Origin of the sequence: Spirosoma radiotolerans, assembly GCF_000974425.1 — a bacterium.
Classification (GTDB): Bacteria; Bacteroidota; Bacteroidia; order Cytophagales; family Spirosomataceae; genus Spirosoma; species Spirosoma radiotolerans.
This window is the reverse complement of the sequence record NZ_CP010429.1, coordinates 2,553,582-2,577,336: the sequence shown is the minus strand read 5'-3', so window position 1 is coordinate 2,577,336 and position 23,755 is coordinate 2,553,582. Positions and strand designations below refer to the sequence as shown.

Sequence of the window (23,755 nt, the reverse complement as noted above, 5' to 3'; positions counted from 1 at the left end):
GCTATTCCGTCGTTTTAGGTGTTGTGCTGCCTGCGTTTACCCGTTGCCCGGCCTGATCCAATACCAATGCATCTTTGTCGACTTCGGTTGCTTTCCGTATCCGAACGGCCGCGTATTTAAAATGAGGCTGCTTGCTCACCGGGTCCCATTCCGTTAGGGTAAGTTCATTGGCTGCCCGGCTCCGTTTGGGGTCGTCCCAATAGCCAAAATGAAAAGGAATAAACACCAGCCCCGGCTCGATATCTCCGATACGGGCGGGCTCCAGCACGCGCCCCCGGCGGGATTCAACTTCGATCAGGTCGCCGTCGGCAATGTTGTAAGCCTGTGCGTCCTGATCTGAAATCTGGACAAACGAATCCGGAGCGGCTTTGGCCAGAGCGGCCGAGCGGCCCGTTTTGGTTCGGGTATGAAAGTGATACACCAGCCGACCGGTTGTGAGCCATAATGGATAGTCCTGATCCGGTTGCTCATGCGGGGGCTCATAATCGGCGGCCCAGATGATAGCCCTCCCCTTTGGGTCATTCGCTTTATACTCTTCTGGCGTAATCGCCCCGCCCGTCGTCATGTCGTAGCCATAGGCTTCGCAATCATCGGCACCGGTGTGGAAAACGCCATCCGTATACAGATGGGATGTACCATCGGGGTGTTCTTCGTTACAGGGCCATTGAATACCACCCCGTCGCAGCTTCTCATACGTCATACCGGTATAATCGCAGGGGCGGCCCCGCGTACATTCACGCCAGGCAGCAAAGGCTTCTTCGGCGGTAGTCCACTTAATTAACGGAGCGCCGTCTTTATCCCGAAAGTCCATTCGCCGGGCATAATCTACGAAAATATCGAGGTCGGCTTTGGCTTCTCCCGGTGGCTCGATGGCCTTTTGCGTGAGGTGAACGGTCCGGTCGACGTTGGTCATACAGCCCGTTTTCTCGCCCCAAATGGCGGCTGGCAAAACCACATCGGCATAGCGGGCGGTCTCGGTCATAAAGGCATCCTGGACGATGACGAACAAGCCCTCTTTTTGCAAAATTTGCCGCACCCGTGCCAGGTCGGGCATCGACACGGCCGGGTTGGTGGCATTGATCCATAAAAACTTAATAGAGCCCTGCTCGGCATACCGCCAGATTTGCATGGCATGCGTTGGGGGCGACCAATGCGGAATATTCCGGACATCCACGTTCCAGATCCGGGCCAACTGGTTCATGTGCTCGGGATTGCCCGAATTTCGGAAAGCGGGCATGTCTCCATCCGCTCCCGTTTCGCGGGTGTTCTGGGCGGTCGGCTGCCCGTTCATCTGGTAAATACCGCAGCCCGGTCGGCCAATCAGCCCCCGAATCAGGTGCAGGTTATTTACCTGAACGGCCGCTGCCGTTGCCTGCATGGACTGGTAAACGCCCTGCAATGCACTGCTCACCAGTGTGCTGGTCGTGGCTAGCAGTTGGGCAGCCGCCCGTAATTGGCTGGCGGGAACACCTGTCAACTCCTCTACCCGTTCGGGTGTCCAGTTGGCTACCGTTTTTTTGAGTTCATCAAAGCCAACGGTATGCGCATCGATAAATGACTGATCGATCTGCCCGGACTCAATAACGAGATTGAGTAACCCGTTCATAACCGGCACGTTCGTTCCAACGCGGGGCATCAGGTGAATGTGCGCTTTCTCGGCGGTGAACGTCCGTCTTGGGTCGATTACAATAAGTTTTGGCGGATTAGGGCCCGCCAACCGGTCCAGAATCCGCATCCAGAGTACCGTGTGCTGAGACGCTATGTTGTGACCGACGTGCAGGATGGTTTCGGTCGTATCGAGGTCGATGTACGAACCGGGCTGCCCGTCGGTGCCAAACGATTGCTTGAGCGCGGCTGCGGCCGTAGCTGTGCACAGCCGCGTATTGCCATCCATGTGGGGCGTACTCAGTCCCGCTTTCCCCAAGACGGCCAGCGTATAATATTCCTCCAGAAAAAGTTGGCCGGAGGTGTAAAAGCCCATGGCCAGGCTGGTATGTTTCTGAATAATGTCCCTTGATCGCTCGACGATCAGATTCATGGCTTCCTCCCAACTGGCTTCTTCCAGTTTACCATCGCGCCGAATGAGGGGTTTGGTGAGTCGGTCGGGGCTATGATTCGCTTCCCAACCGTGCAGCCCTTTGGGGCCAAGCCGACCGTGATTGACGGGGTCGCGGTCAAGTCCCCGAACCCCCACAATACAGCCATCCTTTACGCCAATTTCCAGTCCGCACCCGTTCGAACAAAGCACGCAGGCCGATTGTACCCAATGGTCAGGCTCTGTGGTGACTCGCTGGTCTACCCGAACGGGCCAATCTCCATAGTGCGGGGTTCGGTCCCCCCAGATGTCGGCAATACTATCGCGCGTCTGTTCCATCATCCATTCGTTTAAACAACGATCAGTCTTCCATCAGCGGACGACGCCAACCCGACTGCTCATTTTGCCTATAACTGAATTGACTCCGACAGGTTTTGACTACGGGTATTTTATGTGTTTTAGTGAGTAAAGATGCTGACAAATCAGGCTCCGCGGTCCGTGTCCTCACGGACCGCTTGCCCGGTTGGCCCTGGTGGGAACGGTCTATGAGGACACAGACTTGGGAACAAGCTTTAACAGCCGTGGACGTTCGGCGACCCGGCGGACAACACAATAACAGTCAATCAACGCCTTAAATAAACAACCTCTTACGCTTCCAGAATCTGAATCACCTGTGGAATAGCCCGGTCGGTATCGGCTCGCTTTTGGTCTGGTGAGTCGAACCGGTTGAAGGGCTTTACCGCAAGCACAAACGTTTCCTCAACAACGTCTTCGTCGATGGGTGTGTAGAGTTTATAGGCCGTCAGGTTTATGGGAATCAACCCGTGACGAGCCCTGAAACGGGTTAGCACAGTAGCCAGCCATTTTTCAACCTGCTCAATGGCAATGCCATCGGCCGGCACAAACCGGACTTCGGCATGATTTCGGTCGACAAACGTCTGCTCATCGGGCCGGTAGTGCCCTTCGCAACTCGAAAACGTCCGTACCAGACCGGTCTGGTTGAGTGCGTCAACCAACGGCCGGATTTTAGGTTCCAGTTCAATCATCAGGGTTCGCCATCCAGTAACGCCACTTCATCGGCTTCGTCCAGGCGGTGTTGGTTGCCCGGCCGATTCTTTCGCCAAAACCAGCTCAGGTAAGCAACCGCAATCAGGGCCAGAAAACCAGCTACTGCAAAGGAGGCATCGACGCCCGGCTTACCCAAAATATGGTTATGCAGCGATCCTGATGCCAACGCGCCCAGACCAATACCTGCCTCAAGGGCTATGTACATGGTCGCCATGGCACGGCCTCTCGTTTTCTCATCGCTCAGGTCAGCCGTCCAGGCCGTTACGGTTGGCGAGTTCATGCCCCACGACATGCCGTAAAATACCGCCGATGCCCAGAACCAGGTCGTTGAATTGGTCAGCATAAGCATACCCATTGATAAGGCGAGCACAATCGTCGAGATGAACAGCACAGGGACACGGCCATACCGGTCAGAGGTCCGACTGAAAACCAGCCGGATAACCAGCGACGCGATGGTGTACACGGTAAAGAACAGGCCATTGTTTGTAATACCCAGCGGTGTGCTCACCTCCGAAATGACCGTTAGAATTACCCCCGACGAAAACGACTGGAGCAACAGCACAATGAACGGCGGCAAGGCCTGTTTATCAAAAATCTCCTCTTTTTTCAGGCGGAGCAAACCAAACCGAAAGGGTTGTGTATTGGGCAGCGTTTCGGTCATCTGAAGCAATATAGCGATGGAGAGCAACGCAAAAGCCGAGGAAGTCCAGAACATGACATTCATGGAAAAAGCATGCGCCAGCCAACTCCCAATGGCGGGCCCCAGCGACATACCCATCGCGGTGAACAACCCCAGCGTACCCATGGCCTCCCCCCGGCGGGTAGCGGGCACAATGTCGGCCACGTAGGCCGAGGTAGCTGTGGGCTTCGTACCGGTCGAAAAGCCGTGAATGAGCCGCAGGGTCAGGAAGCCCCCAACCGTGAGCAAATAGGGATACAGAAACCCACAAACGAAACAGACGATGGAGCCAAAGGCCATAACCGGCACCCGGCCAACTGTATCCGTAATTTTTCCGCTAAATGGCCGGGAAACACCCGCCGTAAGCGTGAAGAGGGCGATGATGAGGCCAATGTACTCTTTGCCGCCCAGCTTGGTCAGGTAGGCAGGCAACTCGGGAATCATCATCTGAAAGCTGGCCGAAAACAGAAAGTTACTGACGCAGAGCAACCAGAACGAGAACGTATAAAGCGAGGGTCCGGCAGTAGCCCGGCGGGTAGCTAATGAACGAGTGAAGAGCAAATGGATCGTTGATGGTTTGACGTTGCAAAGGTAGCCTGATCCGCGGAACCTCTCCCCACAAACCGCAAACAATAAACCGTCATTTTGGCTCGGGCGTTGCGTTGCCCCCATCCAGCACAAACCGCCACTCACCATTCCGCTGGCGTTTCCAGACCGTCATGTACACACCATAACGCACGCTCCGTTTCGCAGAACCGTCTTTTTGGGTCAGCATCCACTGGCCGAAGGTATAGCCCAACTCGCCCGACTGGGCCGCATCGGCTTTCAGTACCTGCCAGGTCAACACAGGCCCGTTGGCAGGCAGACGGCTCATTTGTGCCCGTAGCGAATCGAATCCGACCGTGGGCGCAGCCCCATCGTTCAACTTGATCACGTCGTCGGAGGCATAGGTCGTAAAGGCTTTGGCCATTCCCTGTTTTTCAGACATAATGCTGAAATTCTGGTCGGCTTCGCGGATTTCGTCAATCGCATGCTGACGGGCTGCGGCCGCCGGATTCATCGCCCGCGGGCTTTCTACACGTGTCCGACAGGAGGCTATCAGCAGCAAGCTGCACAAAAAGGGTAACAGGTACTTCATGTTCGGTAGGGTGATTCGTACAGTTTTGCCGTAAATTTGCAGAATGAATGATGAATGATACAGGGTAAATGATGAATTTTTTCATTGCCATGTATCGCTGGAATGCCAGCTCGATTCATTGTTCATCATGCATCATTCCTTTTTTATTATGTCGCGTAATCTGAAAATCGGTCTGTTTCTCACCGTATCCATTCTGTTAACCACATTCACCTTTTACTTCTGGCAGGTGTTCAGAAGCCCCAACCTGCTGGTTCAGGATGATGACAAACCGTTTGCCCTCCTGATTCCCAAAGGATCTACCTTCGACTCCGTCATGGACACCCTGAAAACGCATAAGGTGGTTAACGACGAAACCTCGTTTCGTTTCCTGGCCAAGCTGATGAAATACCCGGAGCGGGTTAAAGAAGGGCGTTATGAAATCAAACCCCGCATGGGCAACCGGGAAGCGCTGGTCAAGCTGCGCAGTGGCAGCCAGGATGCCATGCCCTTGACGTTCAATAGCATGCGCCAGAAAAGCGACCTCATTCAGCGGCTCGGCAGCAAATTCGAATTTGGTTCCGATGCGCTGGGTAAGCTGCTCAATGATCCGGCCACCTGCGAAAAATTTGGCTTCGATACCACGACTATCGTTTGCCTGTTTTTACCCAATACGTACGAGTTTTTCTGGACCATCAAGCCCGAAGCGTTTCTGGAACGGATGGGCACCGAATACAAGAAGTTCTGGACGCCCGAACGCCAGGCGAAGGCGAAAGCGCTGGGACTAAGCCAGACCCAGGCACAGGTATTGGCGTCTATCGTGGCGGCCGAAACCAACAAACGGGACGAACAACCCCGTGTAGCAGGCGTTTACTTGAATCGGTTGAAGCGGGGCATCAAACTCGAAGCCGACCCAACGGTTATTTTCGCGCTTCGTGATTTCGGCATCCGCCGGCTCCTCAACAAGCAGTTAACCATCGATTCCCCGTATAACACCTACCGGTACGCGGGCCTACCTCCCGGCCCAATCAATTTACCGGCTCCCGCTACGATCGACGCGGTTCTCAACGCTGAACAGCACGATTACCTTTATTTTGTGGTCAACGCCAGTTTCAATGGCTATCATACCTTCTCAAAAACACTAACCGAGCACCTCGCCAATGCCCGCCTGTATCAGCAGGCCCTCACCCGAATGAAGATTATGAAGTAAGGAGTGACGTGGTGAGTCACCTCACGTATAACTCCTGCACGCTCGACTATTTATTAACATGATTACGCACGACGTTACAGCGATTCGGGTTCGGTATTATGACACAGACCAAATGGGGATTGTCTATTACGGCAATTATGCCCGTTTTTATGAAATCGGCCGGGTTGAAGCCCTTCGCAACCTGGGACTGAGTTATAAAGAGATCGAACAACGTGGCATTTCGATGCCTGTTTATGACCTGACTTCCCGCTTTATTCGACCCGCCAAATACGATGACCTGCTGACCATTCGGGTTACCATACCGCAAATGCCCAAGACGCGGTTAATGTTTGATTATGAGATTTTCAACCAGGAAGGCCAACTTCTGAATACAGGGCAAACAACCCTCGTATTTGTCCGTACCGAGACGGGCCGCCCCTGTGCAGCCCCGGCTGAATTAGTCGAAGCCGCCAAACCTTTCTTTGAGCAGTAGGTTAAAAAAAGTAAACGTTCGGTCATAACCCGGTGATGCAGGTTTAGCAGCATCGGGTTATGGCTATTGTTACCCACCTCCAATTATTGAACAAGAAAGCCCGCTATGTTTGACAAACTAATGAGTGTTAAGGCGTTGCGAAATACCCGTGCCTGGCTGCACACCCATCATCCGTTCAATTCCAGAATTACCTGGTATACGTTTTTAAAAAAGATGGTTGCCCAGATTGCGGACAACAACACCAGCGAGCGGGCGGCCTCTGTATCTTACAGTCTTATTCTGGCGGTTTTCCCGACAGTTATTTTTTTCTTTACCCTCATTCCGTTCATTACCTTTATTCCCGATCTGGAAGACCAGATCATGGGGTTCTTCCAGCAAGTATTACCCGGCGACACCTTTAGCACGGTAGATACCACCATTCGGGACATCATCAACCGCCCACGCAGCGGGGTGCTGTCGTTTGGTTTCTTACTGGCCTTGTATTCGGCAACGAGTGGCCTGGTCGCCCTCATGCAGGCGTTCAACTCATCCTACCATTCTGCCGAACGGCGGGGCTTTTTCAAGCTTCGGCTTGTGGCCATCGGACTTACCTTTACGTTGGCTTTTGCGCTTATTCTGGCGGTTGTGGTCTTGATTATCGGCGGTATTATCAGCGACTTTCTGCTCCATTTCGGCTTGCTCAACAACGTCATCTTCATCAATCTGCTGGCCATTGCCCGCTACCTGGTTGTCTTCGCCGTTTTCGTCGGTGTTGTTTCCGTGATCTACCGGTATGGGCCGGATGTGCGGATGAAATGGGCCTTCATTACACCCGGTGCCGTTACGGCATCCCTGCTCATTGTGCTCACAACACTGGGGTTTTCCTATTATGTTTCAAATTTCGGCTCGTATAACAAAGTATACGGTTCAATTGGCACACTAATTGCCCTAATGATTTGGATAAACCTGATCTCGCTCCTGTTAATCCTGGGCTTTGAGATGAATGTTGCCCTGTATAATCTCGAGGGGGATCGAAACCCAAGTGTGGCAGCAAAAACAACAAACGCCACCCCGGAGATTTGAGATGACGTTTGCAAAACCTAACCCATAAATGTAAAGGCACAATTTTAGACGGACCAAACAAGTTTGGCACGCCCAAAATGTGTTCACTTTTTTATTTTACAAAAAGCACGCCAACATTGACCGGACAGCCATTATTTTATCTAATTTCTTCCGTTTGATAAATACATAAGCAAATCTGGTAACAAATAGGTTTTATTTTGAAGGTTTATTTAACCCGGCTATTTCCGTCTGGTTTCGCTTCGTAAAGACCATCTCTAAAATTTTTATGGTTTCCGTTACCGGACAAGTCAACTCATTGCCGATGGGCCTTTATCTCAATCGGATCAAGCCCTGGGTGAGTGTCATTTGTACCAGCTTTAATCAACAGGCTTACGTCGAGCAGGCATTGCAATCCGTTATTGAGCAGGATTATCCGAATGTTGAATTGATTGTAATCGACAACGGCAGTACGGATGGCTCGGCCGACCGCATTGCAGCCTTCATGCAGCACCATCCCTCCATTCAGTTTATTCGGAACCCAGTGAATGTAGGGTTGAACCGGGCCTTTAATCAGGGGTTAGCGCTGGCCGGAGGACGTTATGTCATTGACCTCTCGGCCGACGATGTGCTGCTTCCCAGCCGCATCCGAAAACAAGTGAATTTTTTTGAAGAACTGGCCGGTCCATATGCCGTTGTGTTCTCCAATGCCACTTATATTGATCCGACGGGCCGGGATTTAGGCACTCATTATGCTGTTGATGCCAATGGAAACGCGCTGTCGGCGATTCCATCCGGTAATGTTTTTCGCCCGATTCTGGAATCCTACTTCATTTGTACACCCACCATGATGATGCGTCGGGATGTACTGAATGAACTTGGCGGCTACGACGAAACATTGGCGTACGAAGATTTTGACTTTTGGGTACGTTCGGCACGCCTTTATCAGTATGCTTATCTGGACGAAGTCTTAACCCTCAAGCGCCAATGCCCTGGCTCTTTGTCAGCTCAGGTGGTTCTTCCCGATAATACGCTGCTTCAATCGACATTGGCCGTTTGCTATAAGGCCTACGACCGATGTACCACCCCCGATGAATACGGCGCACTGGCCAAGCGCATTCGCACGTTCATTCGGAAGGCATTTTATGCAGAACAATTTGACCTGGCGCTGAAATTCGGGGACCTTCTCCGCCACATCGAGCGGCCGGGTTTCAACAGTACCCTGATTCTGGGGCTGAGTCGATTTCATTTGCCGGTTAATAAAATTTATCAACAGTATCTGAAGTTCTATCCGGTAGGTCAATCGGCGAAACTGGTTTAGCCCGTTTACCGTTTATTGAGTATGCTTAGCGAACGCATCGAGTCGATGTCAGTTGCTATTCATAAACCCAAAACGTTTACCATGTCGGCCGAATTCATAAAACTTTATCCCAAAAATCCTGACCCCCGTCGTATTGACCACATCGTGCGTGCTCTTCGCGATGGAGCCGTCGTTATTTACCCAACCGATACGATTTACGGAATGGGCTGCGACATTCACAATGCCCGCGCCGTCGAACGAGTGGCGCGCATCAAAGGAATCAAACCAACGAAGAACGATTTTTCCTTTATCTGCTACGATTTGAGCCACATCGCCGATTATGCCCGGGTCAGCAACCAGGCGTTTAAGCTCATGAAGAGCCTGCTCCCCGGTCCGTTCACGTTCATTCTTCAGGCTACCGGCAACGTCCCTAAACTCCTGAATACGAACAAGAAAACGGTTGGTATCCGGGTTCCGGATAACGACATTCCACGCCAACTTGTGCATCAGTTAGGTAATCCGATTATTACCACCTCGATTCGGGACGAAGATGAAATTATTGAGTATTCGACGGACCCCGAACTAATTTTCGAGAAGTTTCAGAATCAGGTTGATATTGTGGTCGATGGTGGGTACGGCGGCAATGTACCGTCAACAATCGTTGACGCAACCGACGATGACTTTTCGGTCGTTCGTCAGGGGCTGGGTGAATTAATTCTTTGAAAAGTTAGGTTTTGGCTCTATACTTGCACGCTAGGGTTGACATTCCTTTGAACCGGATGGCAACCCTTTTTTTGTGAATTATCCAAATTTCATCTTACCTACGTATGCGCTTTTCTTTGGCCGCGCTATCTGTGTTGGCTCTCAGCCAACTAACCGGCTGTTCAACACAATCAAAACAGGACGATTCGTCTAAAACGGGGAAAATTGCGGTCGAAGCAGCCGCCAAAAGTCCGGAAGCCGCTCGCACAACAGCCGATTCATCGGAAACGCCAACGGCTGCCGCAGCGCCTACTACGCGCTCAGGGACTGCATCGACCGGAGATCCCAGCCTCGATTCGCTCACCTATGCCCCAACGGGCGCGTTGCTGCCAAAATACCGCATTTTTGCCTATTACGGCAACCCACACTCCAAGAAGATGGGTGCCCTGGGCAAATACCCTAAAGAAGAAATGTTGCGTCGACTGGATGAGGAAATCAAAAACTGGCAAAAAGCCGATCCGGCTACCCCCATTCAGCCAGCGCTACACTTGGTTGCCACTTCGGCGCAGGGTTTGGCGGGTAAAGACGGTGGCTATCGGATGCGCATGTCCGACAAAACGATCAAGAAAGTGCTGAAATGGGGTAATGAGCATAAAGCTATCGTCTTCCTGGACATTCAGCGCGGGCATGCCCCCCTTGGCCCGGAGATGGCCTACATGGAAAAATACCTCAAACTTCCGTTTGTCCATCTCGGCATTGACCCAGAATTTTCGATGGTAACGGGGGCTAAACCCGGCACAAAGATCGGTAGCTACGATGCCGCTGATGTGAACCAGGCGGTGCAGTTTCTGAGCCGCATCGTGAAAGAAAATAACCTGCCGCCTAAAGTGCTGGTGGTTCACCGGTTTACACAGGGCATGATTAAAAATTACAAGAACATTAAGCTGGATCCCAATGTCCAGATTGTGATGGACATGGACGGATGGGGCCCTCCGGTACTCAAAAAAGATTCGTACCACGACTATATTCAGAAAGAGCCCGTCCAATACACCGGCTTCAAACTGTTTTATGAGAATGACTTTCGTAAACCGGGTTCCCGCATCATGACACCGGCCGAAGTGCTGGCGCTGGACCCAAAGCCAATGTACATTCAGTATCAATAGGTTAATTTAATACCAAAACACAAATGGAGACTCCCCGAGTCTCCATTTGTGTTTTAAACAATCTGTTTGCCTATTCCCTTAGTTAATCAAGCGCCCCACCCGGCTCCAGCGAATCTTGTGGAAGATATCAGCCGGCACTGGGTCCACAGACAACCAGACAAAAACGGCTTTACCAACAATGTGGTCTTCGGGCACAAAGCCCCAGTAACGGGAATCTTCGGAGTTATGGCGGTTGTCGCCCATCATGAAGTAATAGTCCTGTTTAAAGGTATAGCTGCTGATCAGCTTGCCATCGATTTGAATACTGGACGGCGTCAAGACTACGTTTTTATTCGCTTCGTACCGCTCGATAATCGGGCCATACAAGGCAATCGTCTGCTTGTTGATGGGAATGGTAACGCCCTCTTTCGGTACGTTGAGTGGGCCAAAATTATCCTGATTCCAGGCATAAGCCGATGCGCCATAAATACGGGAATCCCGTTGTCCGGCCTGTTCGCGGAGTGGTTCAATGCCTTTTATCCAGTCAAACTGCCGGAATTTATCGATCACGGTCTGGGTTGTATTGATTTGATAACCAACGAGCGTCGATGTTTTCGTAGCCTCGTTGTATTGCTCAAGCGGTTGCCAGTTGATAAACGGCCCCTCCTCCGATTTAAAATCATTGACGATGTCGTATTTCCGGAAAAATCGCTCATCAAGCACCTCGGTTGTTTTAATAAAATAGGTGGTTTCTGATCGAACTGGCACGGCCATTTCTTTGCCATTGACAGAAACCTGTTGTTGGCGAATTTCAATCACATCGCCCGGAATGCCAATGCATCGTTTGATAAAATTCGTTTTCAGATCAGCCGGATACGCTGGTTCATTGGGTTTGGGTGGCGGGTAATTAAAAACGACGACATCTCCATTTTTTACCGTTGTAAAACCAGGTAAGCGGTATGAGGGCAGTTGGATCGCCGTACTATAGGACGGAATATTGGTTCCCCATATTTTCTGGTGCGTCAGCGGTATTTGTAAAGGCGTTTTTGGCGTACGAATGCCATAATGCAGCTTACTGACAAATAGAAAATCGCCTACCATGAGGCTGTTTTCCATCGAAGGCGTCGGAATGGCAAAAGCCTCAAAGGTTAGAAATCGGATCAGTGTGGCCGCAATCACCGCAAATAAAAGTGAATCAAGCCATTCTCTTATGGGCGATTTTTTGGGTTTAACTGGCTTGCTAGCCGCTTGCATTTTTTTTCTAAACATGGCCTGTGATACGTTTAAAGCCTGGTATCAATACAACCAAATGATTGACGGAAGGAAAGATACAGGCCTGCGTTGAATGCAAGGCGCTGTTTTACAGAAACGGTAGTATAGCTCTATAAACGCAAAAAGGCCCAGTCAACGACCGAGCCTTTTTGCCAAACGAAAATCGATTGTCTACCGATTCTCAACCAATGCCTTAAACTCATCGACGGTCACTTCCTGGGTTACAATTGTCAGTTGGGTTTTAGCGTACTCAATTACTTTATCGTCATACACCCGGTTAAACGTGTTGGTGTAATTCTGTCCATTGTTCTTTTCGTCCATCAGGTAGTTACGGGCGATACGGTCAATGGTTTTATTCATTTCTTCGTCTTCGCTACCCATGAAGCCAAACTGCTCCTGAACCATCAGTCGGGTTACAGCCAGAACTTCGTCGAACTCAACATTGATGTCCGCTTTTTCGGCGATCTTGTTTTTGATGAGCTGCAGTTTCACCGACTTTGTGAAATCGTCATATTGCTCCTCAATTTGCTCGGGTGTGAATTTGCCTTCGTTTACTTCCAGCAACCAATTTTTCAGAAACTCATCAGGCAGCAGGATGGGCGTGTTGTCGATCAATGTTTTTTCGATATCCAACCGCAGCAACTGGGCTGACTCACGGCCATAGTTTCCTTTAATGATTTCGGCCACTTTCGCACGGAACTGCTCTTCATCGGAGACAGCGCCTACCCCCAGTACTTTATCGAAAAACTCCTGATTCAATTCGGCGGGTTCATGACGGGTTACATCATCCACTTCGAACGTAAATTCGCCGGTTAGGTTCGCTACTTCTTCTTTCGGAGCGCCGGTGGCATTGGCACGTGCTTTTTCATCCGGGAAAGCCTGCTCCAGAACAAACGTGATAACATCCCCTTTTTTCTTACCCACAAACTGACCTTTGGCCTCTTCGGCCATCTGGTTGGTTGGGAAGGCCGTCTTGGCGGTGAACGGACCGTCGACCTGCTTTAATTCTCCGTAGATCGTGTCGCCATCGTTCACATCTTCGCCATGAGCGTGGGTATGAAACCGTTGTTGCAGATCAGCAATGGTCGAATCGATCTCAGCTTCACCAGCCTGAATTTCGTATTGGGTAACGCTTGGCAGATCGCTGAAGTCGATATCGAATTCTGAAGCCAGACCCAGCGTGTAGCTGAAGGCAAAATCCGATTGGTTATCCCAATCGATGGCTTCGGCCTGCTCCCGGTCAGGAACGGGATCACCGACAACCTGAAGTTTGTTTTCGCGGATATACTGACTAACCGTTTTGCTCAACATGGCATTGATCTCGTCGACCAGAATACTCTTGCCATACATTTTCTGAACGAGCGACGCGGGAACGTGACCTGGGCGGAACCCCTTCAATTGAACCTTGCGACCGTAATCTTTCAGCTTTTTATCAACTTCTGGCTTATAGTCGGCCGGGGTCAGCGTAATCTTCAGCGAGGCATTCGTGTCGCTGGCTTTTTCTAGAGTAATATCCACGTTTGTATCGTTTTAAAATGACTAAAGAGCGAGAGAACGAAAGAGTGAAAGCGCGAATGTCCGAAAACCTTGCACTCTTTCACTCATTCGTTCTTTCACTCTTTTCGTTGTTTTGTACGGGCGGAGGGACTCGAACCCCCATGCCTTGCGGCACCAGATCCTAAGTCTGGCACGTCTACCAATTTCGCCACGCCCGCAAATTAATGGCCCGAACCGGTAGATTCTGTTCGCTGAAAGCCGACTGACCAGTAGTCATTTCAGACATTTCAGGGTGCAAAAGTACAAAAAGAATTGAATGTACCAAGCATTTTTTCAGAAGGTTTTATTTTTAACGAGTAAGCTATCCTTTTTCGATTATTAATTTGTTAACTTGTAGTAAGAGTACAACCTACAGGCAATTACCGCAACGAAGCCAATATGATGAATGTCTCAGCCGAACCTGTTATTGATTTAGAACTGGAGCGGCAGGAAATCCTGAAACGCTACCGACGCTTACTGCGGGCAGCCAAACCAATGTTAAAAGGCGATGACGCCAAGCTGATCAAGAAAGCGTTCAATACATCGGCCGAAGCGCATAAAAATATGCGTCGCCGGTCGGGGGAACCCTATATTTACCATCCATTGGCCGTCGCTCAGATTGCTGTCGAGGAAATCGGCCTGGGAACGACCAGTATCGTAGCCGCTCTTCTGCACGATGTTGTGGAAGATACGGACACTACAATTGACGACATTGACCGGGCATTCGGCCCTAAAGTGGCCAAAATCATTGATGGCCTGACCAAGATCTCAGGCTATTTTGAATACGGAACCTCACAACAGGCCGAAAATTTCCGGAAGATGCTGCTGACTTTGTCAGACGATGTCCGGGTGATTCTGATCAAGCTCGCCGACCGGCTTCACAACATGCGAACGCTGGACTCGATGCCCCGCGACAAGCAGTTGAAAATTGCCTCCGAGACAATCTATATCTACGCCCCGCTGGCTCACCGGCTGGGCTTGTACAGCATTAAGTCGGAGCTGGAAGACTTGTATCTGAAACATGTAGAGCCGGAAGCCTATAAAGACATTGCCAAGAAACTACGCGAAACCCGACTGGCGCGTGATCGGTTTATTGGCCGGTTTATTGAGCCAATCGAAAAGGATCTGGCCGAAACGGGTATTAAATACGTTATTAAAGGACGGCCCAAATCCATTTATTCGATCTGGACAAAACTGAACAAATCGAAAAAGCCCTTCGAGGAAATTTACGATTTGTTTGCCGTCCGCATTATTCTGGACGTACCACAGGACGAGGAAAAAGCCGCCTGCTGGCGGGCCTATTCCATCGTAACGGATCATTATAAACCAAACCCCGATCGGTTGAAAGACTGGATCAGTACGCCACGAACCAACGGGTACGAGTCGCTCCACACAACCGTGATGAGCCGCCTGGGCCAATGGGTTGAGGTTCAGATCCGGACCGAACGGATGAACGAAATTGCCGAAAAAGGCTACGCTGCCCACTGGAAATACAAGGGCAACGACACCCAGACCGGGGCTGGCATTGAAGCCTGGATCAGCCAGGTTCGCGACATGATCGAGTCGGCCGGCAAAGGCGATAAAAAAGCGGCCATTGAGTTTGTCGATGATTTCCGAAGCAATTTGTACAGCGAAGAAGTCTTTGTATTTACGCCCAAAGGCGATCTTCAGGTACTGCAGCGTGGCGCAACAGCCCTCGACTTTGCGTTCGATATTCACACCCAGATTGGGGCACGATGCATGGCAGCAAAGGTCAATAACACGCTGGTACCGCTGAGCTATGTGCTGCAAAATGGGGACCAGGTCGAAGTTATTACTTCCAACCGCCAGAAACCCAGCGAAGACTGGCTGCGGTTTGTGGTTACGTCGAAGGCCAGAACCAAGATTAAGGACTTAATTAAGGAGGAAAATAAGCGGTTCGTGACGGATGGTCGCGAGCTGGTCAACAAAAAACTGCGGGTGCTGCGCATGGAGATGACCAACGAGGTTATCAACCAGTTACGGGCTTACTTTGGCTCGAAAACCACCGACGACTTTTTTTACCGTATTGGCAAAGGACACATCGACGTTGCCGAACTCAAAAAGTTCAAATCGGATAAAGAAGCGAAAGAAAACCGCGCCAACAAACTCAATACCGACGCCCTGCCCGACGCCAAGGCGTTTGTCAAGGAGTTAAAGAAAATTCATGGCGAACGGGCCGATGCCGACATGCTCCTCATTGGGGAGGATATGGATAAGATTGACTACACGCTCTCCAAATGCTGCAACCCAATTTCGGGCGACGACGTTTTTGGCTTTGTGACCATTAATGATGGCATAAAAATTCACCGGGTCACCTGTCCGAACGCCGTTGAGCTGATGTCCAATCACGGCAACCGGATTATTAAGGCCAAATGGACGTCCCAGAAAGAGCTGGCTTTTCTGGCCGGGCTCCGAATTACGGGCACCGACCGCGTTGGTTTGATCAATGATGTGACGCGGGTAATCAGCAATGAACTGCACATTAATATGCGTTCTGTGGCGATTGATTCGAAAGACGGTATCTTTGAGGGAAATATCCGGCTCTACGTTCACGATACGGGTCACCTCGAAACCCTGATGCAGAAACTCGAGCGCGTTCAGGGGGTGTTCGAGGTCGTACGTTTTGATTCTTAATGATGGATATGGATCATGAATGATGACCGGCTTTCGTTTCGATACGCATCATTCATGATTCATCACTACTTTTGTCTTATGCCTGCTCCGACTCAAACAAATTTAGATGCTGCTCAAATGATTTTTCGGGCCTACCTGGAACGGAAGGGCCTTCGAAAAACGCCCGAGCGGTTTGCCATACTGGAAGAGATTTACAACCGGCAAGACCACTTCGATGTGGATGAGTTGTATATCTCCATGAAAAACAAAAAGTACCGGGTTAGCCGAGCCACGGTCTATAATACGCTGGACGTACTGGTTGACTGTGACCTGGTCACCAAGCATCAGTTCGGGCGAAACCTGGCCCAGTACGAAAAATCATATGGGTTCCGGCAACACGACCACCTGATCTGTACAGACTGCCATAAGGTGATGGAGTTCTGTGACCCACGCGTCCAGAATATTCAGAACATGGTGGGTGATTTGTTAAAGTTCAACGTCATGCACCACTCCCTCATATTCTACGGCTCCTGCGCCCGTGACCGGTGTGAGAACCGACAAGATGCCGAGAAAGATACGCAGGTGATGCAGGTACCTGTTGAAGGATAGGTTATTATGTAAGATATAGGATGTACTGTTAAAGAATAAACATGCATCCTATATCTTACACCATACATTATTTATGCCGCTGGCTCAACTGAATATTTCACGGATGCTCGCGCCGGATATAAACCATCCGATTATGGCCGATTTTGTTGCCCAGCTCGATACAATTAACCAACTGGCTGAGCAAAGTGATGGGTTTATCTGGCGGCTCACCGGCGATGGGAACGATGCCACCAGTCTGCGTCCGTTCGATGATGAGCGTATTATTGTTAACATGTCCGTTTGGGCATCCGTCGAGCAGTTACAGGCATTTGTGTTCAAGAGTAACCATACCGCCGTAATGAAAGATCGACGGAAGTGGTTTGAAAAACCAGAGCAAATAATGACCGTTTTATGGTGGATTCCGACTGGTCACGTGCCAACTGTTGATGAAGCAAAAGAGCGGCTTAACCAGCTAAATACGAACGGACCGGGACCATTTGCCTTTACGTTTCGGGATGTCTGGCCCGAACCGGTCGAAACCAATTTTATGTAAGGAGAGTCTCTACGACCAATCGCCAAATAAGATGAATCCATATCTGACACTGGTTGATTTTATTCTGACACTCAGAAAAAACAGGGCATCGATGATTTTATGCATATGGGCCATACAATGCAATTAGCTAAAGCAGTATGCTCACCAATGATATACCTGTTTCCAGGAAAAGTGACTGTTGCTATTTTCCGATTTAATAACAAAGTATGGCTGCTTGATCGGGGCATTTTTTAATTATTTCAAGAATGATCGATGTTTTATTAGGCCTCCAGTGGGGCGACGAAGGAAAAGGGAAGATTGTGGACGTACTGGCTCCGCAGTATCAGGTTGTAGCCCGCTTCCAGGGTGGTCCCAACGCGGGTCACACCCTCGAATTCAACGGGTTCAAGCACGTGTTGCATCAAATTCCGTCCGGCATTTTTCGCAATGACATCCTCAACATCATCGGCAATGGCGTTGTGCTTGACCCAATCGTGTTTAAAAAAGAAATCGACGGACTAGCCAAATATAACTTGGCTCTGACGGAGAACCGCCCGGCGGCCCGGCTGCAAATTTCCCGTAAGGCTTCCATCATTTTGCCAACGCACCGACTGCTGGATGCGGCCTATGAACAAGCCAAGGGTGAATCGAAAATTGGGTCTACGCTGCGGGGAATCGGGCCTACTTATCAGGACAAAGTGGCCCGATTAGGGCTGCGGGTTGGTGATATTGAGTCGCCCAACTTCTCAGATAAGTACGAGAAACTGGTGGCCGTTCACAAAGTCATTCTGGAGCAGAACAACTTCGATTATGCGTCGGCACTGCCTCAGGCAGAAGCTGAATTCTTCGGCGCGGTTGAGTTTATGAAGCAATTTGAACTGACAGACAGCGAATACAGCATAAACGAAGCAATAACGAGTGGCAAAAAAGTGCTGGCCGAAGGGGCACAAGGCTCCCTGCTTGATATTGACTTTGGTTCTTACCCATTCGTAACGTCCTCCAGCACAATGGCGGCCGGTGCCTGCACCGGTTTAGGAATAGCTCCAAGCAAGATTGGTGAAGTATTTGGGATTTTTAAAGCCTATTGTACCCGCGTAGGTAGCGGTCCTTTCCCAACCGAACTGAACAACGAAACGGGCGAAATGATCCGTAAGGAAGGCCGTGAGTTTGGCGCGACCACGGGCCGTCCGCGCCGGTGTGGCTGGCTGGATTTACCCGCTCTGAAATACGCCATCATGATTAACGGTGTAACACAGTTAGTGATGATGAAAGTCGACGTCCTGAATATCTTCGACGAAATCAAAGTCTGCACACACTATAAACTCGCCGATGGTACGCTTTCCGAACAGATGCCATACGACCTGTGCGATACAGACGTGACGCCGGTGTATAAAACATTCAAAGGCTGGAAAACCGACCTGACCGACATCCGTTCGTTTGTCGATGTACCTGCTGAGCTGGCCACGTATGTCTACTTCCTGGAAGATACCTTAGGGCTCCCCATCAACTTTATCTCGACCAGCCCCGACCGTGAAGCCATCATTCACCGGCAGGCCGTAATTGCTTAGGCTACCTGTATTAGCACGAATTGTCTGACAGCCGCCCCCGCAATACAAGCAGGGGCGGCTTTTTTGCCTATTTTTGACGAAACGAATGAGGGGTATGTCCGTAAAGAATTTTTATCAAACTGTCTACCAGACCGACACTATCTTTAGAGTGGATGGGGAATCATGGGCGTTGCCAACGGAGGCAACTATGGTCGAATCACCAGCTATAGACAGCGCGTTGGTTATTGATCATACACCGGATTTGCTGTCTGAGCTGGATGAGTTACTGGTTAGCGCATCGGTTGTTCCGGCGGATGCGGTAGAGATTGTTATCGATACGCCACCTATTGTTGCTGTGCTGCCAACGTTGGAACCGGCTCCGGCAAAGGCCCCCCCCGAACCGTTGCCGCAACCCGCCCCACGCCCCACGACACCGTCTATCTTACCCCCAATTCAAAAACAGCCGCGAATGCCCCAGCTAAACCACAAAGTACTGCTGTTGGCCGATGAAGAATTGGACCCGAGCAATCTGCTGTTTCTCGAAAAAATCCTCAAAGCTGTTAACCTGAATGTCGATGGTGTTGACTTATTGAATCTACACGGCGTCCAGGGCATGGACTTTGCGGAGTTGCTGCGCGGGAAATACATCAATCATTTCATCACATTTGGCGTGCCCTTTGAGCGAATTAACCTCGACATTATGATGGACCGTTATTCGCCGGTTCGGTTCGAGGGCATTACGTTTCTAATGGCTGACTCACTACCGACGATTGAAGCCGATCAGAATTTAAAAAAACGGCTCTGGAGCGCTCTACAGCGCGTATTCCGGCTTTGACCAACGCACGTTTAGGCTGCTCAGGCCGTTCACTATTATGAATCCAGTACATCCATTATCTTTCGTCAGCGTTTTCTAATGACGTTTTTCCAACGACTCCGCCGTTCCCTTTCAGCTGCCCCTGCACCTCCTGCGCCAGTAGTCACACCGGCTCCATTAGCTATAGTATCAGTTTCGCAACCGCCTGTTTTGAGTACACAACCAGGAACCACCCGGTCAGCCTACACCCCGGAGCCTTTGCCAGCCTGGCTTGCCGATGAGGATTCGTTGCGGGATGAAGGAGTCCTGTTTGGCTTGTCGGAGGCTCGGCCAGACGGGAAAGTTGCGCAGATACGGGCGTTTTTTGCCCGGCAAACGGCGCCGTTCGACGAAATGGTAGATGAAAGCACCGAGCGAATTGGTGAGCTCAATCTCTTTATCGAACAGCGTGAGAACCGGATTACCACCCTTCGTGACCAAATCAACGAGTTGCTGGCTCGTGAGCCCCGCCCCAACAACCTAATTCGAACGGTGGTGAGTTTAGTCCTCTCGCTGGGCGTTTGTGTCTGCAATTTCTATCTGATCGACGAAACACTACGCCCGCTGTTCCCCAATCGGCTGATCGCTGTGGGCGTATTTTTGGCCGGTATGTTCAATTTGTTTAGCCGAACGTCGTTCTTATACGAGGATGGACCCCAGTTGTCGGTTCGGCGGATTTTAGCAGAAACAGGCTTACCCTTAGCGGCATCGGTATTTGTGCTGGTGCAGGCGCTTCAATCGCAGTCGACAGGACAGGCAATTGCCTTATTCTCGTTTGTTTTTTTCCTGTTCCTTCTGGCTGGAAACCTGTTTTTAAGCAATCTCGTTGCCTTACAAACCGCCCTTGCCAATATAGACGCGAATCGCCAGTCGATTCAAACAAAAGCACAACGTTTACCTGGCTGGCAAGCCGAAATTGACCGCTTAAATCAGGAAGTCGATACGCTTCGCATTCAGAAGTGGCCACTGGTTACAGCCCTGAATCATACGCAGGCGCAAATCACGCAATTGAACACCCGGCGTGATGAACTTGTTAACTTATTTGTGAGCGAGTTTGAACTTGCCCGCAGCCTCCGCGACCGACTCTCTGAGCAACAGCGGAATTCAATGTTAAATTATGAATGATAGATGATGTAGCCCTGATGAATGAACGTCTCCTTTCATGAGTTGTCGCTGAACCGAAATGGCCTGTTGTTGGCTAATCGGTTCTGTTTTTATCGTTTATCATTAATCATTCTTTATGGAGCCAACAAACAACCCAGACTTCCAGCACGGCTATACAAGTGGTGTAGAAGGTGTTAATCGGGAAACATACGAAGGATATCTGTCGAGCCAGATCAACACAGACTGGCTAACGGAACGAATCGAGGAAAAACGGACAGAAGTTGATACCATTAATCAGCAACTGTCGGAGGCTACTGAAGCAAACCGGGCCGCTTTTGCCAACTTACAAACGCACACCCTCCAGGTGGAGCGGCTGGCCAAACAAGTAGGCCAGCGTGAAGCGGACCGCCAAGCGGTGTTGGTGGACCGGGATACTTTACGTGAACGACGGACCAAAGCCGCTCCAGATTACTCGCTCTTTGCCGGGCTATTATTTTTGGTAGCAGGCGTTTCTTTCCTGGCGGGTGATTTGATCATTTCGCACGAAATTGTTGCCTACGCACTTAACATCCGTAACACCAACGAAGCCTGGGCCTTTGCCGTTGGTCTGGCTATGGTGTCTATCCTGCTGAAACCCGCTTACGACCGGCTTATCGAGAAGCCGTACCAAGAAGACCCGGAGAAAAACGGACGCAAATACGGGCAGTTCAAGATTGCCCTGGCGGTGTTCGCGGTCATTACGCTGGCCGTGCTGGGCTGGTTTCGGTACGAAGCCTATCGCACAGACCAGCTTAAATCGGCCATTAACAAGTCGGTTCGGCAGCTTCAGCTAAACACCGATCCATCGGCCACTACCCAGGTTCTGAGCCCGTCGACGATAAACAAAATCGAAAAGCAGTTAAGCGAATCGAGCGAGTTGAATCTGGCGCTGGTAAACAGCCCATGGGCCTTGCTTTCGTTTGTCCTGAGTGGTATTCTGTTCGCACTGGCCGGTGCCGTATGCCTAGGCATTGCCTTGCCGGTGCTGTCGGCGTTCTGGTTTCGATGGCTACAGGCTGACATCAAGCTCTGGAAATTACGCCGTCGGCTGAAACGGCTGGACAAAGAAATTGCGCCACTCGACGCTGAATTGGCCGAACAGCGCACTCAGCAAAACGTGTTGCAGCACAACCTCGATTTGCTACCCGACCTGACTGAGTTGAAAGAGCAACGCCAAACTGTAACCGCCGAACTTAACGAGTTACTAGCCGAGTTGAAGCTAGCGCAAACGGACAGCCGCATCAGCAACTTCAATGACGGCTACGGTCAGGGTGAAGCAACCCGCACTGTGTTGAGCGATGAAGAGCAGCGTCAGCTTCGCAAAGAAATGCTGGCTCTTCAAAATGGTAACCGCAACCGCCCAAACGAGGCCCGGCCTACGGGTACGCCAGCCGCCAACGGTGCGAACGGAAAAGCGCCGGGTCTGCGCCCCCATCAGACAATTCGAAAATTTCTCTCGGACGAGTTGTAACTAATCCGTTTTCTGGACTACCGTGGGGGCAGGTTCTCAAACCTCCCCCACTCAAAACGCTCTTTCAGTTTTGCATACTGAGGAGCGTTTTTTTCTATTTAACAGTTCGGTCTCTCACTTCGATTTAAAAACCAGACGCTATATGCAGGGAATCAAATTTTATATTGTCGATGTATTCGCTACCAATAAATATGAAGGGAATCAGCTCGCCGTTTTTCTGGATCTGGACAACCAGCTTTCTGATGAACACATGCAGCGGATGGCCCTCGAAATAAACTTCGCCGAAACGACATTTATCAAAGCAATTAAAGACGGCCTTCGGTTTGTTGTTCGCATATTTACCCCCGAACAAGAGGTTCCTTTTGCGGGCCACCCCTCACTGGGAACGAGTTACATCATTACCAAATTTATTCTGCCGCAAGCCCCAACCCGACTGACGCTGGAACTGGCTCACTCGGACATAGAGATTTCTATTCGGGAGCCTGAAAAGCTGGATGAAAGCATTTTCTCCATGCGCCAGGCGCAGCCTGAGTTTGGCCATACGTTTACCCGAAACGAGGTATCGGCCGAACTGAATATCAAGCCCGAAGATATCGATTTATCACTACCAATTCAGGAAGTCAGTACGGGGCTGCCTTACATAATTATTCCGTTGAAAAGCCGGGAAGCCATTGATAGATTAACGCTTACCTTCGCGTCGTTAAAAGCGTTTTTGCTGGCTCGGAACAAGTACAAAACGAATAGCCAAACGGGCCACTCGACATCGCTATTCTTCTTCACGAAAGAGGTTTATGAGCCGGGAAATTCGTACAATACGAGAATGCTGCTGACGGAAAATAACAGACTCTCCGAAGATGCAGCTACGGGCAGCGCAAATGGTTGTTTTCTGGCTTATCTGTTGACGCACCAGCACAACAGGATTCACGCCACAGTCGAACAGGGATTTCAATTAGGCCGAAAGTCGTATATATACCTCGATGGATCGCTGGAAAACGGGCATTACCAGCTCAATGTCGGTGGCCGGAATAAACTTATTTCGGAGGGTATCTGGTACGTGTAGATTAAGCGGGGGCTCTAGTACCCTTCATCGGTAACCAGATAATAATTTTCGCTTTCCGTTTGTTTATCTTCGGTCAGAATCCTGACGGTCAGCCATTCGACATGGGTATAGGCATCAAAAGGGCCGCTTTCTGTTTCGGTGAGCACTTGATTTCGCCCGGCTACCTGTTTCTCAATAAACGAAATGGCTTCTTCGCGCGAGTCAAACGTGTCGATCAGATCGCCAAAGTCGAGGGTGGGTTCCGCTTCGGGAAGTTCTCCTTTTAGATTCGAGACGGGCGATTCGGGATGTGTCAATTCGCCCGGCGTTTTGGGGCTTGCATACAATTCGATTGTCATTCGGACGTGTAGGTTTATGGT

General features: G+C 50.5%; 21 protein-coding genes and 1 tRNA gene. 14 read left to right on the top strand and 8 right to left on the bottom strand.

Annotation, left to right across the window (positions count from 1 at the left end):
• Position 1 precedes the first annotated feature (1 nt).
• From SD10_RS10430 to SD10_RS10415, 4 genes are all read right to left on the bottom strand, one after another.
• Entirely contained in the window at positions 2-2,377 is a 2,376-nt protein-coding gene (locus SD10_RS10430) for a molybdopterin oxidoreductase family protein (protein WP_227699191.1), read from the bottom strand.
• Positions 2,378-2,682: 305 nt separating this feature from the next.
• On the bottom strand, positions 2,683-3,081 hold the full coding sequence (locus SD10_RS10425) for a hypothetical protein (RefSeq protein ID WP_046573751.1): 399 nt from the start codon (positions 3,079-3,081) through the stop codon (positions 2,683-2,685).
• Positions 3,081-4,343, bottom strand: coding sequence for an MFS transporter (locus SD10_RS10420; RefSeq protein WP_046573750.1), 1,263 nt, complete (start codon positions 4,341-4,343; stop codon positions 3,081-3,083). Before SD10_RS10420 ends, SD10_RS10425 begins: the two co-directional genes overlap by 1 nt.
• Before the next feature lie 79 nt (positions 4,344-4,422).
• A complete protein-coding gene (locus tag SD10_RS10415; RefSeq protein ID WP_227699190.1) occupies positions 4,423-4,920 on the bottom strand; it encodes a YybH family protein in 498 nt (165 codons plus the stop codon).
• A gap of 148 nt (positions 4,921-5,068) precedes the next feature.
• Here SD10_RS10415 and mltG point away from each other — a divergent pair, with 148 nt between their 5' ends.
• From mltG to SD10_RS10385, 6 genes are all read left to right on the top strand, one after another.
• Positions 5,069-6,106: an endolytic transglycosylase MltG gene (gene mltG, locus SD10_RS10410; RefSeq protein WP_046573749.1), complete on the top strand. Its 1,038-nt coding sequence runs from the start codon at positions 5,069-5,071 to the stop codon at positions 6,104-6,106.
• 58 nt (positions 6,107-6,164) lie between these two features.
• Positions 6,165-6,578, top strand: coding sequence for an acyl-CoA thioesterase (locus SD10_RS10405; RefSeq protein WP_046573748.1), 414 nt, complete (start codon positions 6,165-6,167; stop codon positions 6,576-6,578).
• 105 nt (positions 6,579-6,683) lie between these two features.
• The gene (locus SD10_RS10400) at positions 6,684-7,640 is read left to right on the top strand and encodes a YihY/virulence factor BrkB family protein (RefSeq protein WP_046573747.1); all 957 of its coding nucleotides are present in this window, start codon (positions 6,684-6,686) and stop codon (positions 7,638-7,640) included.
• A 265-nt stretch (positions 7,641-7,905) separates the two neighbouring features.
• Entirely contained in the window at positions 7,906-8,937 is a 1,032-nt protein-coding gene (locus SD10_RS10395) for a glycosyltransferase (RefSeq protein WP_227699189.1), read from the top strand.
• A gap of 81 nt (positions 8,938-9,018) precedes the next feature.
• Positions 9,019-9,639, top strand: coding sequence for an L-threonylcarbamoyladenylate synthase (locus tag SD10_RS10390; protein ID WP_046579328.1), 621 nt, complete (start codon positions 9,019-9,021; stop codon positions 9,637-9,639).
• 104 nt (positions 9,640-9,743) lie between these two features.
• Positions 9,744-10,781, top strand: coding sequence for a hypothetical protein (locus tag SD10_RS10385; RefSeq protein WP_046573745.1), 1,038 nt, complete (start codon positions 9,744-9,746; stop codon positions 10,779-10,781).
• Positions 10,782-10,859: 78 nt separating this feature from the next.
• On the opposite strand, the gene lepB is transcribed toward SD10_RS10385, so the two are convergent.
• The 3 genes from lepB to SD10_RS10370 form a co-directional block, all read right to left on the bottom strand.
• Positions 10,860-12,029 carry a signal peptidase I gene (lepB, locus tag SD10_RS10380; RefSeq protein WP_046573744.1) on the bottom strand — a complete coding sequence of 390 codons (1,170 nt, stop codon included), beginning with the start codon at positions 12,027-12,029 and terminating at the stop codon, positions 10,860-10,862.
• Between the two features lie 174 nt (positions 12,030-12,203).
• Positions 12,204-13,550, bottom strand: a complete 1,347-nt coding sequence (tig, locus tag SD10_RS10375; RefSeq protein ID WP_046573743.1) for a trigger factor — start codon at positions 13,548-13,550, stop codon at positions 12,204-12,206.
• 115 nt (positions 13,551-13,665) lie between these two features.
• A tRNA-Leu gene (locus SD10_RS10370) sits at positions 13,666-13,747 on the bottom strand.
• Positions 13,748-13,970: 223 nt separating this feature from the next.
• Here SD10_RS10370 and SD10_RS10365 point away from each other — a divergent pair.
• The 8 genes from SD10_RS10365 to SD10_RS10330 all read left to right on the top strand — a co-directional run bounded on the left by SD10_RS10365 (position 13,971) and on the right by SD10_RS10330 (position 23,396).
• Positions 13,971-16,223: a RelA/SpoT family protein gene (locus tag SD10_RS10365; RefSeq protein WP_394330470.1), complete on the top strand. Its 2,253-nt coding sequence runs from the start codon at positions 13,971-13,973 to the stop codon at positions 16,221-16,223.
• Between the two features lie 78 nt (positions 16,224-16,301).
• Positions 16,302-16,811 carry a Fur family transcriptional regulator gene (locus SD10_RS10360; protein WP_046573741.1) on the top strand — a complete coding sequence of 170 codons (510 nt, stop codon included), beginning with the start codon at positions 16,302-16,304 and terminating at the stop codon, positions 16,809-16,811.
• A 73-nt stretch (positions 16,812-16,884) separates the two neighbouring features.
• On the top strand, positions 16,885-17,343 hold the full coding sequence (locus SD10_RS10355) for a DUF3291 domain-containing protein (RefSeq protein WP_046573740.1): 459 nt from the start codon (positions 16,885-16,887) through the stop codon (positions 17,341-17,343).
• 245 nt (positions 17,344-17,588) lie between these two features.
• On the top strand, positions 17,589-18,890 hold the full coding sequence (locus SD10_RS10350; protein ID WP_046573739.1) for an adenylosuccinate synthase: 1,302 nt from the start codon (positions 17,589-17,591) through the stop codon (positions 18,888-18,890).
• Positions 18,891-18,984: 94 nt separating this feature from the next.
• A complete protein-coding gene (locus SD10_RS10345) occupies positions 18,985-19,704 on the top strand; it encodes a hypothetical protein (RefSeq protein WP_046573738.1) in 720 nt (239 codons plus the stop codon).
• A 189-nt stretch (positions 19,705-19,893) separates the two neighbouring features.
• Positions 19,894-20,847, top strand: a complete 954-nt coding sequence (locus tag SD10_RS10340) for a hypothetical protein (protein WP_046573737.1) — start codon at positions 19,894-19,896, stop codon at positions 20,845-20,847.
• Positions 20,848-20,962: 115 nt separating this feature from the next.
• A complete protein-coding gene (locus SD10_RS10335; RefSeq protein ID WP_046573736.1) occupies positions 20,963-22,336 on the top strand; it encodes a LapA family protein in 1,374 nt (457 codons plus the stop codon).
• 142 nt (positions 22,337-22,478) lie between these two features.
• Complete coding sequence (locus tag SD10_RS10330) at positions 22,479-23,396, top strand: PhzF family phenazine biosynthesis protein (protein WP_046573735.1); 918 nt, start codon at positions 22,479-22,481, stop codon at positions 23,394-23,396.
• A 14-nt stretch (positions 23,397-23,410) separates the two neighbouring features.
• Here SD10_RS10330 and SD10_RS10325 read toward each other — a convergent pair whose 3' ends face one another.
• A complete protein-coding gene (locus SD10_RS10325; protein WP_046573734.1) occupies positions 23,411-23,734 on the bottom strand; it encodes a hypothetical protein in 324 nt (107 codons plus the stop codon).
• Positions 23,735-23,755: the final 21 nt, after the last annotated feature.

Coding starts and splice junctions, on each gene's coding strand:
- SD10_RS10335 (WP_046573736.1), top strand. CDS start 20,963: ATGGAGCCAACAAACAACCCAGACTTCCAGCACGGCTATACAAGTGGT.
- SD10_RS10325 (WP_046573734.1), bottom strand. CDS start 23,734: ATGACAATCGAATTGTATGCAAGCCCCAAAACGCCGGGCGAATTGACA.
- SD10_RS10395 (WP_227699189.1), top strand. CDS start 7,906: ATGGTTTCCGTTACCGGACAAGTCAACTCATTGCCGATGGGCCTTTAT.
- SD10_RS10415 (WP_227699190.1), bottom strand. CDS start 4,920: ATGAAGTACCTGTTACCCTTTTTGTGCAGCTTGCTGCTGATAGCCTCC.
- mltG (WP_046573749.1), top strand. CDS start 5,069: ATGTCGCGTAATCTGAAAATCGGTCTGTTTCTCACCGTATCCATTCTG.
- SD10_RS10360 (WP_046573741.1), top strand. CDS start 16,302: ATGCCTGCTCCGACTCAAACAAATTTAGATGCTGCTCAAATGATTTTT.
- SD10_RS10400 (WP_046573747.1), top strand. CDS start 6,684: ATGTTTGACAAACTAATGAGTGTTAAGGCGTTGCGAAATACCCGTGCC.
- SD10_RS10345 (WP_046573738.1), top strand. CDS start 18,985: ATGTCCGTAAAGAATTTTTATCAAACTGTCTACCAGACCGACACTATC.
- SD10_RS10405 (WP_046573748.1), top strand. CDS start 6,165: ATGATTACGCACGACGTTACAGCGATTCGGGTTCGGTATTATGACACA.
- SD10_RS10355 (WP_046573740.1), top strand. CDS start 16,885: ATGCCGCTGGCTCAACTGAATATTTCACGGATGCTCGCGCCGGATATA.
- SD10_RS10385 (WP_046573745.1), top strand. CDS start 9,744: ATGCGCTTTTCTTTGGCCGCGCTATCTGTGTTGGCTCTCAGCCAACTA.
- SD10_RS10425 (WP_046573751.1), bottom strand. CDS start 3,081: ATGATTGAACTGGAACCTAAAATCCGGCCGTTGGTTGACGCACTCAAC.
- SD10_RS10350 (WP_046573739.1), top strand. CDS start 17,589: ATGATCGATGTTTTATTAGGCCTCCAGTGGGGCGACGAAGGAAAAGGG.
- SD10_RS10390 (WP_046579328.1), top strand. CDS start 9,019: ATGTCGGCCGAATTCATAAAACTTTATCCCAAAAATCCTGACCCCCGT.
- SD10_RS10430 (WP_227699191.1), bottom strand. CDS start 2,377: ATGATGGAACAGACGCGCGATAGTATTGCCGACATCTGGGGGGACCGA.
- lepB (WP_046573744.1), bottom strand. CDS start 12,029: ATGTTTAGAAAAAAAATGCAAGCGGCTAGCAAGCCAGTTAAACCCAAA.
- SD10_RS10330 (WP_046573735.1), top strand. CDS start 22,479: ATGCAGGGAATCAAATTTTATATTGTCGATGTATTCGCTACCAATAAA.
- SD10_RS10365 (WP_394330470.1), top strand. CDS start 13,971: ATGAATGTCTCAGCCGAACCTGTTATTGATTTAGAACTGGAGCGGCAG.